The sequence below is a fragment of the Falsibacillus pallidus genome (assembly GCF_050990905.1).
Lineage (GTDB): Bacteria > Bacillota > Bacilli > Bacillales > DSM-25281 > Falsibacillus > Falsibacillus pallidus_A.
Map to the genome: position 1 here is coordinate 2419787 of NZ_CP158866.1, position 14845 is coordinate 2434631.

Annotated in this window: 18 protein-coding genes; 1 reads left to right on the top strand and 17 read right to left on the bottom strand. The window is 41.4% G+C overall.

Annotation, left to right across the window (positions count from 1 at the left end; genetic code table 11):
• Genes bshA through ABTV07_RS12785 form a run of 5 tightly spaced genes read right to left on the bottom strand, consistent with a single transcriptional unit; the run spans nt 1 to nt 3421 of the window.
• Nucleotides 1-1128 (bottom strand): N-acetyl-alpha-D-glucosaminyl L-malate synthase BshA, encoded by a 1128-nt coding sequence (bshA, locus tag ABTV07_RS12765; protein ID WP_433742810.1) that lies wholly within the window; start codon nt 1126-1128, stop codon nt 1-3.
• Nucleotides 1125-1841 carry a bacillithiol biosynthesis deacetylase BshB1 gene (gene bshB1 / locus ABTV07_RS12770; protein WP_433742812.1) on the bottom strand — a complete coding sequence of 239 codons (717 nt, stop codon included), beginning with the start codon at nt 1839-1841 and terminating at the stop codon, nt 1125-1127. Before bshB1 ends, bshA begins: the two co-directional genes overlap by 4 nt.
• 10 nt (nt 1842-1851) lie before the next feature.
• Complete coding sequence (gene mgsA, locus ABTV07_RS12775; RefSeq protein WP_433742814.1) at nt 1852-2259, bottom strand: methylglyoxal synthase; 408 nt, start codon at nt 2257-2259, stop codon at nt 1852-1854.
• Nucleotides 2260-2269: 10 nt separating this feature from the next.
• On the bottom strand, nt 2270-3067 hold the full coding sequence (gene dapB, locus ABTV07_RS12780; protein ID WP_433742816.1) for a 4-hydroxy-tetrahydrodipicolinate reductase: 798 nt from the start codon (nt 3065-3067) through the stop codon (nt 2270-2272).
• Nucleotides 3068-3070: 3 nt separating this feature from the next.
• On the bottom strand, nt 3071-3421 hold the full coding sequence (locus ABTV07_RS12785; protein WP_433742818.1) for a nucleotide pyrophosphohydrolase: 351 nt from the start codon (nt 3419-3421) through the stop codon (nt 3071-3073).
• Between the two features lie 194 nt (nt 3422-3615).
• Between ABTV07_RS12785 and ABTV07_RS12790 the strand changes: the two genes are divergently transcribed.
• Complete coding sequence (locus tag ABTV07_RS12790) at nt 3616-4488, top strand: YitT family protein (protein ID WP_433742819.1); 873 nt, start codon at nt 3616-3618, stop codon at nt 4486-4488.
• Between the two features lie 65 nt (nt 4489-4553).
• Here the strand turns inward: ABTV07_RS12790 and ABTV07_RS12795 are convergent, their stop codons facing one another.
• From ABTV07_RS12795 to ABTV07_RS12850, 12 genes are all read right to left on the bottom strand, one after another.
• Complete coding sequence (locus tag ABTV07_RS12795; RefSeq protein WP_433742821.1) at nt 4554-5234, bottom strand: zinc metallopeptidase; 681 nt, start codon at nt 5232-5234, stop codon at nt 4554-4556.
• 56 nt (nt 5235-5290) lie between these two features.
• Nucleotides 5291-6085: a sporulation protein YpjB gene (gene ypjB / locus ABTV07_RS12800; RefSeq protein WP_433742823.1), complete on the bottom strand. Its 795-nt coding sequence runs from the start codon at nt 6083-6085 to the stop codon at nt 5291-5293.
• A gap of 66 nt (nt 6086-6151) precedes the next feature.
• Nucleotides 6152-6751, bottom strand: coding sequence for a DUF1405 domain-containing protein (locus tag ABTV07_RS12805; protein ID WP_433742825.1), 600 nt, complete (start codon nt 6749-6751; stop codon nt 6152-6154).
• Between the two features lie 73 nt (nt 6752-6824).
• A complete protein-coding gene (locus ABTV07_RS12810; protein WP_433742827.1) occupies nt 6825-7592 on the bottom strand; it encodes a c-type cytochrome in 768 nt (255 codons plus the stop codon).
• A gap of 54 nt (nt 7593-7646) precedes the next feature.
• The gene (gene qcrB / locus ABTV07_RS12815; RefSeq protein ID WP_114745328.1) at nt 7647-8321 is read right to left on the bottom strand and encodes a menaquinol-cytochrome c reductase cytochrome b subunit; all 675 of its coding nucleotides are present in this window, start codon (nt 8319-8321) and stop codon (nt 7647-7649) included.
• Nucleotides 8322-8335: 14 nt separating this feature from the next.
• On the bottom strand, nt 8336-8845 hold the full coding sequence (locus tag ABTV07_RS12820; RefSeq protein ID WP_433742829.1) for a ubiquinol-cytochrome c reductase iron-sulfur subunit: 510 nt from the start codon (nt 8843-8845) through the stop codon (nt 8336-8338).
• A gap of 147 nt (nt 8846-8992) precedes the next feature.
• Nucleotides 8993-9463, bottom strand: coding sequence for a YpiF family protein (locus ABTV07_RS12825; protein ID WP_433742831.1), 471 nt, complete (start codon nt 9461-9463; stop codon nt 8993-8995).
• Nucleotides 9464-9551: 88 nt separating this feature from the next.
• Nucleotides 9552-10094: a ReoY family proteolytic degradation factor gene (locus tag ABTV07_RS12830; protein ID WP_433742833.1), complete on the bottom strand. Its 543-nt coding sequence runs from the start codon at nt 10092-10094 to the stop codon at nt 9552-9554.
• A 75-nt stretch (nt 10095-10169) separates the two neighbouring features.
• Nucleotides 10170-11432: a tetratricopeptide repeat protein gene (locus tag ABTV07_RS12835; RefSeq protein WP_433742835.1), complete on the bottom strand. Its 1263-nt coding sequence runs from the start codon at nt 11430-11432 to the stop codon at nt 10170-10172.
• A gap of 49 nt (nt 11433-11481) precedes the next feature.
• On the bottom strand, nt 11482-12369 hold the full coding sequence (locus tag ABTV07_RS12840) for a hypothetical protein (RefSeq protein WP_433742837.1): 888 nt from the start codon (nt 12367-12369) through the stop codon (nt 11482-11484).
• Nucleotides 12370-12439: 70 nt separating this feature from the next.
• Nucleotides 12440-13732: a 3-phosphoshikimate 1-carboxyvinyltransferase gene (gene aroA, locus ABTV07_RS12845; RefSeq protein WP_433742839.1), complete on the bottom strand. Its 1293-nt coding sequence runs from the start codon at nt 13730-13732 to the stop codon at nt 12440-12442.
• 17 nt (nt 13733-13749) lie between these two features.
• Nucleotides 13750-14844 carry a prephenate dehydrogenase gene (locus ABTV07_RS12850; RefSeq protein ID WP_433742841.1) on the bottom strand — a complete coding sequence of 365 codons (1095 nt, stop codon included), beginning with the start codon at nt 14842-14844 and terminating at the stop codon, nt 13750-13752.
• Nucleotide 14845: the final 1 nt, after the last annotated feature.

The following is a 14845-nucleotide window of genomic DNA, read 5'->3' on the forward strand; positions in this document are numbered from 1 at the left end:
TTATTCTGCAAGCACTTTATAATAGATTTCTTCATATTGCTTTACTATTTTTTCAGACCGGAAATTTTCAAGTGCACTTTCGACAGCTTCCTTACTGAATCGCGCATAAAGTTCTTCATCTGATAAAAGTTCAATTGCTTTATCTGAAATCGTATCGATATCGCCAAGCGGACATATGAAGCCATTCACACCATGTGCGATCACTTCCGGGATGCCGCCTATGTCGGTTCCAATACACGGTACTCCACAGGCCATCGCTTCCAATGCTACAAGACCAAAGCTCTCCTTTTGGGATAGGAGCAGCTTTAAGTCGCTAATAGAATATAATTCTTCCAGGTTATCCTGTTTCCCTAAAAACAGTACTTTATCCTGGATACCCAGTTCTTTGACCAACTTGCAGATAATTGTCATTTCCGGTCCGTCGCCAACCAGCAATAATTTTGCAGGCATTTTCTTTTCGATATTCGAAAAAACCCGGACGACATCGGAAACTCTTTTTACTGCCCGGAAATTAGAGACATGGATAACCACTTTTTCATCCGGTTTGATCCCATATTCCTGTTTGAGGTGCTCCGCATCGTGTCGTTTATATATCCTGTCATCTATGAAATTATAGACCGTTTCAATTTCTTTATTCGGACTGATCAGTTCATGTGTCTGTTTGACCAAAGCATCTGAAACGGCTGTTACAGCATCTGACTTCTCAATTCCAAAGCGGATTGCACCCGTTAGAGAAGGATCATACCCCAAGACAGTAATATCCGTTCCATGCAGGGTCGTGACAATCTTCAAATCCATCCCGCTCATTTGTTTGCCTAAAATGGCGCAGACAGCATGAGGAATCGCATAGTGTACATGAAGGATATCCAACTTCTCCCTCTTTGCCACATCAGCCATTTTATTGGCAAGAGCAATATCATAAGGAGGATATTGAAAGACTGAATATTGGTTGACTTCAACCTGATGATAAAAGATATTGTGATACATTTTATTCAATCGAAAAGGCATGCTCGAAGAAATAAAGTGGATTTCGTGCCCTTTCTCTGCCAGCTGCTTCCCTAATTCTGTTGCCACCACGCCAGACCCGCCAACGGTCGGATAGCATGTAATCCCTATTTTCAGTTTCATAATGCATCACCTATTAAATCTTTTTCAAGCAGCAAAGGCTTCTTGGTCTTGTATCCTTCCGCATAAGCCACCCCTGCTTGTTTTCCAAACAACCTTTCCCTTGCTTCTACACTTTCGATATATCCATTTGTCAATGGGGTTGAGACCCCGCCTTCCCCGAGGTTGAATTGACTATCATATGCTTTAAGGGAATGAATCTTCTTGTCTATATATGAAGAAACGTCAAAGACAAAATCCGGTTGATGGAAGCCGTTTATCATATAAAAATACAAGGCTTCCACTCTATGCGGCTCATGCGATATAGAAGGCTCGAATTTTCGTATGCCTGCAGAAAAACTGGCTTCTTCCACCAATTTCGCACAATTCCCATGATCCGGGTGACGGTCTTCCCAATAAGGGGCGAAAATAAGTCGCGGCTTATACTTTCTGATGACTTCTGCTACCTTTTTAATATTTTCATGTGTTATGTAAATGCCCCTGTCTGCAATCCCCAAATTCAATCTATCCGAAGCACCTAATATAGATGCCGCTTCAGCAGCTTCCTGCTTCCTTGATTCTACAGTTCCATTCGATGAAAGATCAGCTTCTGTCAAATCACAGATCACGACTCTTTTCCCTTCTGCAGAAAATTTGGCGATCATTCCGCCCATCCCTATTTCGACGTCATCCGCGTGGGCACCGAATGCAAGGATGTCCGTTTGATAATTTTCCATACCAATCATTTCACTCCTTCCGTTCCTTCATGATCGTTCTCCAATCAAGATCTCCATTGACAAGACCTCTCACTAAAACCTCTGCCGTCCCCATATTTGTGGCCAAAGGAACGTCATATACGTCACATAAACGGATAAGTGCTGAAACATCCGGCTCATGAGGCTGTGCGGTTAGAGGATCACGGAAGAAGATGACAAGATCCATTTCATTTTGGGCAATGAGCGCCCCTATTTGCTGGTCTCCGCCAAGTGGACCAGATTGAAACCTTGTAACTTTTAATCCTGTTTCATTTTGTATTCGCAGTCCCGTCGTTCCCGTTGCAAAAATCTGATGCATTGCAAAAATATGCTTATATGCAATCACGAAACGGGCCATCTCATCTTTCTTCTTATCATGGGCAATGATCGCAATTTTCATAACAATCTCCTTAGTCAAGAATATTTTCCAATCCATAGACGAGCGTATCGAGCTTCATAACGGTTTCGACACTCACTTTGACGCCTGACATGAAAGATTGGCGATTATAAGAATCATGTCTGACAGTCAACGTCTGACCATCAGCACCAAACAATACTTGTTGATGAGCAACCAATCCCGGAAGACGGACGCTATGGATATGCATGCCATCGAAGTCAGCCCCGCGTGCGCCTGGAAGCGTTTCTTTTTCACCAGGATGGCCTTGGGATTTATTTTCGCGATTTTCTTTGATCATCTCTGCTGTTTTGACCGCAGTTCCTGATGGTGCATCCAGCTTTTGATCATGATGCATTTCAATGATCTCTACATCAGAGAAGTACTTGGCAGCCATTTGTGAAAATTTCATCATCAAAACGGCGCCAATGGCAAAATTGGGGGCGATGATGCAGCCCAATCCTTTTTCTTCTGCTAACTGTTTAAGTTCATCCAGTTGTTCATTAGTGAATCCTGTTGTACCTACTACTGGTCTTACACCATTCAATAATGCTGTTTTGGCATGTTTAAATCCAACTTCAGGAGTAGTAAGGTCAATTAAGACATCAGGCTTACTTTCTATGAGGCATTTTTCAATATCAGTATATACTGGGGCGTCCAAGCCGGTAAAACCCAGGTCGCTTAAGTTCTTTCCCTCATTTTTATGATCCAAAGCGCTGACTAATTCAAACGATTCCTCATTTGATGCAAGAGCGACTGCTTCCTGCCCCATTCTTCCACGCGGTCCTGCTATGGCTACCTTAATTTTATTCATCTATTATTCCTCGCTTCCTTCATTCTTCCTTGTCCATCGATCTTTATCTCTTGTATTGAATTTATGTAGTACGCGGTCGTGGGCTTTCTGCATGTCGATATCAAGTGAGTTCGCAAGGCAGATCAACACGAACAGCATGTCTCCCAATTCTTCTTCGACCGTATTTTCTTTTTCTGTACTTTTCTTTGGTTTTTCACCGTAATAATGGTTTATTTCTCTAGCCAGTTCCCCAAGCTCTTCAGTCAATCTTGCCATCATGGCCAGAGGGCTGAAATAGCCTTCCTTGAATTGTCCAATATATTCATCCACTTCTTGCTGAAGCATCTGTATCGTTTTCTTTTGTTTTACTTCCATCCTGCCAGACTCCCTTCAAAAGCCTTAATCCTGCTGCTGCCGAATTATTATGCATCAATATCTACATGTTAGCTAAATATAAAGGCATTTACAAATAATAAATATTATTGAAATGACAAGGCTTATTGCTTGTTTAGATTGCTTCTTATATAATAGATGACGCTGTGCGTAGTTTCTTGAATAGGAGGGATATCATGCTCGCTGGCATTAAATTAAAAAATACTTTTTTCATTATCTTAGGTTCAGCCATCTTTGCGTTTGGACTTGTCCACTTTAATATGCAGAACAACCTCGCAGAAGGCGGCTTTACTGGTATCACTTTACTATTATATTTCCTATTTAAAATTGACCCTTCCATATCAAACCTTGTGTTGAATGTTCCTTTATTTTTTATTGGATGGAAGTTTCTTGGCCGTAATGCTTTTATTTATACCATCATCGGGACAGTCGGCGTCTCTTTGTTCTTATGGATCTTCCAGCGCTTTCAGTTTAATATTCCGCTCGATGGAGATTTGTTCTTAGCTGCGCTGTTTGCCGGTGTCTTTATTGGAATAGGGATCGGTATCATTTTCCGCTACGGCGGGACAACCGGCGGAGTTGATATCATTGCCAGACTGGTTCATAAATATAATGGCTGGAGCATGGGAAAGACCATGTTTATGTTTGATGCTATCGTTATTACTTTATCCCTCATCACCTATTTGCATCCTAGAGAAGGGATGTACACTTTGGTAGCTGTTTTTGTAGGGGCAAGGGTAATTGACTTCATTCAGGAAGGTGCCTATTCTGCAAGGGGAGCCATGATCATATCAGAACATCACGAAAAAATTGCAGAGAAGATCATGAAAGAAATGGATCGTGGTGTTACTGTACTTCGAGGTCACGGATCATTTACCAAGCAGGATAGAGAAGTATTATACTGTGTCGTAGGCAAGAATGAAATTGTCAGGCTCAAAAATATCATAGCCTACTATGACCCTCATGCCTTCGTTTCCGTAACATTTGTACACGATGTATTAGGGGAAGGCTTCACATTGGATGAAAACAAAAATCCTTTGGAGTTATAGATTTCCATTAAAAAGGACTTGCTTGATCAGTTTCAAGCAAGTCCTCTTTTTGTAAACGTTGTTTTTCAATCATTTCTTTGCATTCCGGTATAGATCAAAATCAGCCTCAATAGTTCGATGATGGCTACCGCTGCTGCCGCAACATAAGTCAAGGCAGCTGCATTCAAGACCTTCTTGGCTTGTCTTTCTTCATTATTACGGATGATCCCCAATGAAACCACTTGATCCATCGCTCGTGAAGAAGCATTGAATTCCACAGGGAGGGTCACCAGTTGAAAAATGACTCCTGCTGACATCAATATGATACCCAAGAGAAACATGCCGCTCAATTGAGTGAATATACCTATCAGCAGCAATATCCAGGCAAAATTACTTCCTATATTGGCAACAGGTATTATCGCGTGCCTAATTTTCAAGAAAGAGTAATTCTCTTTGTCTTGAATGGCATGGCCCACTTCATGTGCTGCAATAGCCGCGCCAGCGATGGAATGGCCATGATAGTTATTGGAAGAAAGATGCACAGTTTTTGACATCGGGTTATAGTGATCGCTCAACATCCCTCGCGTCTCGAGCACCTTTACATGATAAAGTCCATTTTGGTCCAAGATCCTCCTTGCTACCTCTGCACCGGTATAACCATTTGAAGAGGCAACTTTAGAGTATTTTTGATATGCGCTTTTTACCCTCATCTGAGCCCATAGCGGGACAAGGGCAATCAGTAGGAAATAGAACAATATTCCTCCCATAAAGAACCTCCATTCTAGATGTATTAGGAATATTTTATAGAGAAAGGACACAAACGTCAATCATTGCCCTCTTTTGTGCGTTTTTCTTCATTTTGACCTTTATATTTTCTCCAGCCTACATAAGATAATGTGAAGATAATGATTCCACCTGTAGAAAGCATTACCCACCAAAGCGATGGATCTGCTTCATCTTTATTCATCAGACTGAATAGATTGTTCAAATCGGTCTGGAGCAATGCCAGTTCTGCAATTTGGTCAGAATTGCTTTTAATATCACGATATTGATCGATATAAGTGATTTTCGCATCTATTTTCTGAAGTCTTTCAGGGGAGATATCTACTTTGAGGCTGGGCTGAATAGTCGCATACTGTGAAAGAAATGTATTCAATTTATAGTGGTATTCGTCTTGGCTTCCTTTTTTGGCAGCATCTTGTACACCCTTGAATGCGGTCATGATTTTTGATTCCATTTCAGACCACATAGGCTGGTATTGGGAATTGAGTGCATCCATGACCAGTCTGAAGGCAGTCATATCCCTTACCCGTTCCGGGGCACTGATTTCATCAGATTCAATTGCCTTCAGCGCTTGATTATATGAGACTGTAAGCACAGTCATTTCATCCATTGAAAACAATCGTTCCTTCATTTCAAGCTCAGTCAGCTGCTTTGAAAAATATAGCATCATCTGCTCTGAATCCTGAAATTTCCCGGCTTTTGCGAGCTGCAGACTTTGATCCGCAATTTTATCCAAATTTGATAATGTATTTGACGACTCAGCATTTGCAAAGTTTGCCGCTGAGAATAACATGATGGACGCAGCCAGTGAACACAACAAAAATTTTATTTTCATACTTGTCCCCCCTCAAACTTCTAATAAAATGTATGAATGGAGGGACAAGGTTATACCTTTACGTCATTATTTATTTAACAAGGAAAGTGTAAAATGATTCTTCCTCAAACATAAATAATAAGAAATGGTCAAGGCAGCCACACTAAGCCAGAATGTAAAGTATCCAATTTCACGAACGTATAAATACAATGCTCCGTATTTTGGATATTGCATATAAACGTAGTCAATCACATCATTATGAAGAGTCCAGACTGCCGCTATGGCAAGATGCCTTAATTTAATCCGGTAAAAAGGAGCATACAATAGGCCCTGAATGGCCATTGCCCCATGCGAAATCATCAGCATGTATCCCGTCCATGGCAGATCTCCGGTGACTTCGTATGTCCATATGTTCATCACCACAGCCCAAATTCCGTACTTAAAAAGAGTGACAATGGCAAGGGACTCCATGATGGCAAAATTCTTATTCATTAAAAAGGCAGCCAATACAAATAAAAAGAACAAACTGGCCGTAGGGCTGTCTGGAACAAAGATCAAGAAAATATCCGGTGTTTCTTTCAATTGGCCCCCATACCATATGTATCCATATATAGTCCCAAATAAATTCACGATGAAAAGCAGCCAAATGAAGCGCTTATCAGCCAATATTAAATAAATCCATTTCATTTTTCACACCCCTAAAGTTTATCAACAATAATCTGCAAAAAAAAGCTGGCAGAATGCCAGCTTTTACTTGTTGTTATTTGCTCTTTAAGTTAGCAATGAATTCGCTCAATTGTTTAAGCTCTTCATCAGAACCTTTGAAGATTCCAGCTGGCATTCCAGGCGGTTTACCATTCTTAGCGATTTTTGCAATTTCTTCAGCCTTCAAGCCAGTATCGATCAAGCTTGGACCGGCTCCACCTTGCAAGTTTTCACCATGACAGTTGATACAGCCGTTTTTCTGGAATTGTTTATAGCCGGCATCATTTTTGTCGATATCGACTTGGGCAACAATCTTCCCTTGCTCTTCCGCTTTTTTCCAGTCGTGATGAGCAACAGCCTGCCAAGTCAAGAATACAGTTGCTGCCAAGGCAAGAAGCATGAAACCTGTTGCCAATGGACGTTGAGTCGGACGGCGCTTTGTGCTTCTATCCAAGAACGGAGCCAGTAAAAGGCCGCCAAATGCAAGACCAGGGATAACGAATCCTCCGATTACATTATATGGACCAGAAGCATAAGAATACTTCAATAATTGGTATAAGAATAAGAAATACCAGTCAGGCAATGGAATATATCCTGTATCTGTTGGATCAGCAATACGTTCCAGCGGCGATGGATGCGCTACTGTCAAACATAAGTAGCCGATTAAGAATACTGCACCGACAAGCCATTCCTTAAGCAAAAAGTTTGGCCAGAAAGCTTCAGTCTTCCCAGGATACTCAGAATAGTCCTTAGGAATGTTAGGCTTGCGAACTGCAGGGACACGTGAGTCACCTACAAATTTCATCCCTTTTCCACGATGCATGATGTCCCCTCCTTCAATAATAAATGAATTCGAATGATCCGCTGATTTTTCGGTTTACAGTGGACCTGAAATACCTTGTTTGCGGATCATCAAGAAGTGGGCTCCCATTAATCCCAGCAGCGCTGCAGGCAGGAAGAACACGTGGATAGCGAAGAAACGAGTCAATGTCTGAGCTCCAACGATATCCGAATGACCAGCAAGCAATATCTTAACTGCCTTACCGATTAACGGTGTGGATTCTGCGATTTGCAGACCTACTTTTGTCGCAAATAGCGCTTTCATATCCCAAGGCAATAAATAGCCAGTGAATCCTAATCCCAACATAACGAAGAAAATTAGAACACCGACGATCCAGTTAAGTTCACGAGGTTTTTTATAAGCGCCTTGGAAGAATACACGTAATGTATGTAAGAAAATCATAACAATTACAAGGCTGGCACCCCAGTGATGCATACCACGGACAATTTGTCCAAAAGCAACTTCATTTTGAAGATAATAAACCGATTCCCAAGCGTTTTTAATATCTGGAACGTAGTACATTGTCAAGAACATACCAGATAAAATCTGAATTACTGTTACGAAGAATGTCAATCCACCGAAGCAGTATACGAACGCAGAAAAATGATGCGCAGGGTTTACGTGTTCCGGTACTTCGTGGTCAGCAATGTCCCGCCACAAAGGCGTAATGTCTAAACGCTCATCAACCCAATCATAAATTTTGTTCAGCACGAATTACGCCTCCTTTACTTCACGATCTTATTTGGTTCAGGTTTTCCTAGATACAAGAAGCCGTCTTTGACCTTAGTTGGATATGTATCCAATGGTGCAGTCGGTGGTGTACCTGGAATATTCTTACCTGTTTTCTCGTAACGTCCACCGTGGCACGGGCAGTAGAACTGATTTGGATAATCTTTATTGCCATTCCAGCTGACTGTACATCCTAAATGCTTACAAACCGGTGACAACGCAACAATTTTCCCATCCTTGTCCTTATAAACCCAAGCTGTATGAGTTACATCAGATGTGTACCATGCATCTTTTTGTTCAAACTTGAAGTCAACACGAGTAGGTTCACTGGTCAATTCACTTACTTTTTCTTTCGTTGCATGGAAATCTCCGCCTGCTTCAGCTTCCAAAACAGGATCGATTGCAAAGCGGATCATCGGCATTAACATTCCCGCAGCCATGAAACCGCCTACACCAGTGAGCGTATAGTTAAGGAATTGACGTCTTGAAACACGATGCTTGCTCATCCTTTTCCCCCCTCTATCAGTAAGGTAAGTCCAACAGACATTTTTCGCACAAATATAAAACTAGGACATAATTATGATATATCAATCTTTAAGGAAGGTCAATATACTAGTGTTTATATATTGGTAATGATGTGACGATTTTCCGAATTAACCCATGTCCTGCCATTTTTGTACGATAACTTTCAAAAGTTGATTGACCTGGTCTTCCATGATTGAATGCTTATACGGCTCATCCATGTGCTCAAGGGGCACCGATGGCAGCCATACAACAGCTCCGTTAAGGTCCTTTTCGTGAGTGTTCCAAGCTGGGTCAGACGTAAGATGAAACACATAAGTGAAACCGCTTTCTTTTAAACTTGATTCTAAATCAATCAAATCCCCCAATCTTCCTTTTGGATTTCCTTTCTCATCTCTTAGATAAGAAAATGCAGGCATGAACATCATCCTGCCTTTGAATTGACGCTCCAGATGGAGAGACAGCAATTCAATGAATTCTCCCTGATTGGCTGCTTGCTTCATATCATCCCCAAAAGAGATCGGGATTAAAGGTACTACGGCTGTATCTACGAATTTTTTTTCTTTTAAATACACTTCTACATCTTTGGCATTCCAATTCATTGAAAACACTCCTATTATTAATCTCTACAAATTAGAATACCATAATACATAAAAAGAACAATAAAATTCCCCTTGCAGCAGCAAGGGGCTATTTTATAAGTTTCTTTAATTGGGCACTCAGTCTTTTGAATGAATCCTGATCATGTTGATCAAGCGCTTCATCAATTTGTTTAAGAAGTTTTTCTTTTTGGAAGCTTAGAAGGCTCTCTTGAAGGAACGCCTCAGCCTCGTCTTTATCTTTCTCACTGATCCTGACTGGATTAGGGAGAAACGGATTTTCTTCCAAGACAGCAACATACTGGTGGGATGCCTGGGACGACCGGAAATTCAATTGAATGAATATCTCTTCCTCCCGATTCAGCCGGATGTCATGAAATGATTTTTCCGCATCAGTGGTCATGATATTTTCTTTGTAGAATCTGAATGGAGCATCATCCACACAATGGGTGGACATGATCAAACCCTTTGGGCAGTACTGTGCATCTTGAACAAAGTGCACCTTTTCCATGAGAGAGTCATGGCTCATCAAATAATTCAATATCCAAACACATTCTCTTCTTTTTAATTGATAATGATTTAAGAACCACCGGATAAAGTCTTTCTTCTCGTTGACAGAAACAGGGGTTGCCATGGTATTCCCTCCTCTGCTATATGAATCAAGCATTTTTAAATTGATGTTCTTCGAATGGAATAGCCTGCACCCCACTCAAAGTTCTTCCAGCCTCTCCAATAATGAAATGTACTCCTCATTAGCGGGATCATGCGACAAAAGAGATTTGAAAATTTGTGCTGCCTCAGCTGACTGGCCTTCTTCAATCAGGAAATAGCCGAACTCTTCAAGGAAATCATTGTTGGTTTTAAAGTCATTATATGCTGAGCGGTAATATTTTAATGCATCAGAATATCTTTCAAGCTTTGAATTGGAAGTTGCAGCATCCCAAAGGAACTGGGGATCTGCTTCCCCTTCCTTCTCCATCATTTCAATGATTTCAAGGACATCATCATATCTTTCCTGTTTCAAAAGCAGCTTATTTAAGGTAAGGGCTGCTTCAAGGAAATCGGGATCCAGCACAAGCGCCCCTCTGAGCATTTCTTCAGCCTTTTCCTCATCTCCTAATTTTAATGAGATTTTTCCACCGTAGAAGAACAGGTCTTTATTGAATTCGTCGTGTTTGATTCCCTCATATACCGCTTTCATGCTTTCTTCCAGCTCTTCCTCATGTTCATACGCCTTCGCCAGGTATAAATACAGGGAATGATAATCAGGGTCGAGCTCTTTCAATTCCGTAAATTTTTCAATGGATTTTTTGTAGAATCCTGCTTGATAGGCTGTAAAGGCAAAACCGAATAGAGTATTGGGTTCTACCTGGCTGGTTATTGATTTTTCGTAATGTTCCAGTGCTTGCTCAAATGCACCGCCGCCGCTTAGCACTTCTGCCATTCGCTGATGAATGTTTGCCCCGGCAAGTGTTTCAACATTCCCTTTCAAAAGCGCCAAATACATATCAGCAGCTTCAGAAAACCTCCCCTGTTCACTATAAAGTTCTCCGAGGGCAAACTTGATGACATTTTCTTCAGGAAGAATAGCATTAGCCCTGAGCAGCTTTTGTTCACTTACTTCAAATAACCCCTGCATCTGATAGAGGTCTGCCGCAAGTAAAAGCGCCCGGGGATAATTCGGATCATCAGGCTCTATATTTTCTAAATAGTGAATCGCTTCTTCCTCCTTGTCCATTTCCACAAGGCATTCGGCAATCATCACTTTTAGTTCACCCTCTTCAGGGTATTGAGAGAGGAGTGATTCAAATAACTCCTTTGACTCTTCCATGAAGCCCAGTTGAAAAAGTTCTTCACCAAGAAAGAATTTTTCTTCATCGGAGCCTTTTTCAAGGGTCATATGAAAGGTTTTCTTAGCTTTTGTTAAGTTGCCTTCATCTAAATGTTGTAGCATATCCTGTGCGTACTGCATAATCCATCCCTTTCTCAACACACTTTTGAACAATTTTATAAATAATGGTTTAAACGAGAAAACCGGGTCTATTGATTTTGACTTCCCTCCCCATACCGGGAAAGAAGGACACATCATTATTCACATACACTAATTGATTTCTGTAAACTGTTACAGAAGGTCTAAGAATATCATAATAGATGCTGTCCGGTCTATCAATTAGACTGCTTTTAGGAAATAAGTTATAACTAACTTCTCCCCCTACTGCTAATATTCCTCTTTTAGGATAAATGCCAATTTTTTTCAATATTGATGGGAGAATCGGGGTTTTCGCCATTATTTCATGCGGAATATGAGGAATCTTTTCGTTTTTTAAGATATTTTGCCAGTTTTTGATTATCGACTGCTGTTCTTTTTTCGCGATGCCAGTCGATAAAAAAGGAACAAGTACAGGGTTGTAGGGAAACATAGCTTCTCTGATCCATCCCCACGCAATGCTTCTGATGTCCTGTATATTTGATATTTCAACGAGAATCAAAGGGATTTTATAGCGGCTGCATTTCCTCACTAAGGAAGGACTCAAGTTCCGTATCGGCACCTTGATGGCCATACAAAAATCAATAGGACAACTAAGCAAAGACATTCTATGCCGTTTGAGGGAAGTGTCCAGATCCCTTTCGTGTGTGATTTCACATGGAGATAATATGGTCGTACATCCCTTCGAAAGGAAATGTTCAATCATATACTGTTTGAAGGCAGAAAAATCGGTGGCTGGAAGCGAAAAATCAAGCATGGTGAATGTTGGGGCAAGGATAAATGAAGAAACATCCATCCTTAATGCATGGTCAAAATTAAAAGATTCTTTTATTGCTGCAATCTTGTTTTCTTTTATCAGCATCGAAGCTGCTTTAAACTCCCCCTGCTGCAGGAGACTGGCATTAGAAATGACATATGTCATATTTTCACCTTCTTCCTTTCTTAGACAAGCTATGAAAGTGAAGGCAAAAACATGACATATCATTTTATAATTAATCAATCAATTCAGCCATATGGTCAAAAAACTGCGGATAAGAGACTCGAATCGCTTCTTTTCCTGCCAAATCCAGGTCGCCTTGGCAAATCAAAGAGGCAATCGCAAGCATCATACCAATTCGGTGATCTCCATGGCTGTCAACTTTAGCACCCTTTAGGACGCACTTACCATGGATGATCATGCCATCGGGAGTGGCTTCAATATCTGCACCCATCTTTTTTAATTCATCAACGACTGAATCAATCCGATTCGTCTCTTTCACTTTTAATTCTTCTGCGTCTCTGATGATGGTTGTACCTTCCGCTTGAGTGGCCAGTAAAGCAATAACCGGTATCTCATCGATCAATCGGGGGATGAGATCACCTTCTATCACTGTCCCCTTCAATTCCGAAGTCCTAATGGTAATGGCTCCTATGGGCTCGGTCCCTTCTTCAGCGGTATGGTATTCAATATCGAAATCGGCGCCCATCATTTGCAGTACATCTATGATTCCTGTACGAGTAGGGTTCAGCCCTACATGTTCAAGCGTTATGGAGCTCCCTTCAGTAATTGCCGCACCAACCAGGAAAAATGCAGCGGAAGAAATATCGCCGGGAACTGTAATATGAGTTCCCTTTAATGTCTGGCCGCCCTGGATGGAGATGATATTTTCATTCGTCTCTACATTTCCTCCAAATAATCTGATCATCCTCTCGGTATGATCTCGAGTGACAGCTGGTTCACGCACAATTGTCATGCCTTCAGATTGAAGCGCAGCCAATAAGATGGCTGATTTCACCTGGGCACTGGCTACTGGGAGGGAATAATCAATCGACTGTAATGCGCCCCCGCGAATGGAAATGGGTGTAAACTCTCCTTCCGCTCTCCCGTCAATCTTAGCTCCCATTGACATAAGGGGCTTTGTCACCCTGTTCATGGGCCTACGTGCAATAGATTCATCACCAATGATGACGGAGTGAAAGGGCATTGAGGCAAGGATACCCATCATCAATCTGGTAGTGGTGCCAGAGTTTCCTACATCTAATATCTCCGTTGGTTCTTGAAGTCCCTCAAACCCTTTTCCGATCACTTCAATTCTTTTTTCACCGACTTCAATATCCACACCAAGCTTGCGGAAACAATTAATGGTACTGATGCAGTCTTCTCCGAATAAAAAATTCTCAATGATGGTCTTCCCGTGTGAAATAGCCCCGAACATGATGGACCTGTGTGAGATCGATTTATCCCCGGGAACCCGGATCGTCCCATTCAAGGAGCGTCCGGAATTGAAAAGCGTTTCATTTCCCATTATTCTCGCCTCCTATTCTATGGAATAAATACATCGTAATCTGTTTGTTTTTGAAGACAATTTATTGCCCTTTCCCTGTCTTCTTCCGTTTGAAAGCTGATGACGAGCACCCCGTATATGTCCGCGCGGGTTTCTATTATTCGAATATTGGTGATGCTGATCCGATCCTCTGCTAAAAGTCCTGTCACTTCGGATATCACGCCTGGATAATCCGGTACATCAACGTAAAGATCATAATAGGAAGGGATAGCACCTTTTGATTTCATTGGGAGCTGGTCCCTGTACTCCTTGGCACTTTGAAAAAAGTAGAGTATATCATCTTCCTCATTATTTTTAAGCATCATGATAATGTGGTCCATGTCAGACTTCCAAGTTTCCAGCATATCAATTAAATTCTTTTCATTATGTAATGTTATGTCTTTCCACATCTCGGGACTTGATGAAGCGATTCTTGTAATATCCCTGAAACCTCCAGCGGCAAGCCTTGAAATCAATGGGAGCGATTCTGAATGTCTATCTGCCTGCTTCACTAAAGAAGCAGCTATTAAATGTGGAAAATGACTGATGATTCCTGTCATCTTATCATGTTCTTCAGGGGAAACCTCAACAAATTGGGCTCTCGTTCCACTAAGCCATTCTTTAAGGGAATCAATCTTTGTTTTATCTTTAAATGGGGTCAATAAATAAAAAGCATTTTCAAATAGAATTTCTTTCGCAGCAGCGACACCGCTTTTATGCGAACCTGCCATAGGGTGGCCGCCTATGAAAGATTCTTCCAAACCCAATTGCTTGGCATGATGCATGATTTGTTCCTTAGTACTTCCGGTATCAGTGATAATCACATCTTTCTTTAATGGAAGTGTCTTAAGGGAAGTAAGCAGGTTGATTGTCTGACTGACAGGAGCAGCTAAAATAATCAAGTCTGCCAGGGGAGCACATTCTGCTAAGTTTTCACAGATATGATCCACCACCTGAAGTGCCTTCGCAAGCTGAGCCTGTTCCTTATTTGTGTCAATTCCGTAAATGACAGCTTCAGGATGCTCTCTCTTCAAACACAAAGCAAGGGAGCCTCCAATAAGGCCAAGTCCCGCAATGATGATGTTTCCTTTCATG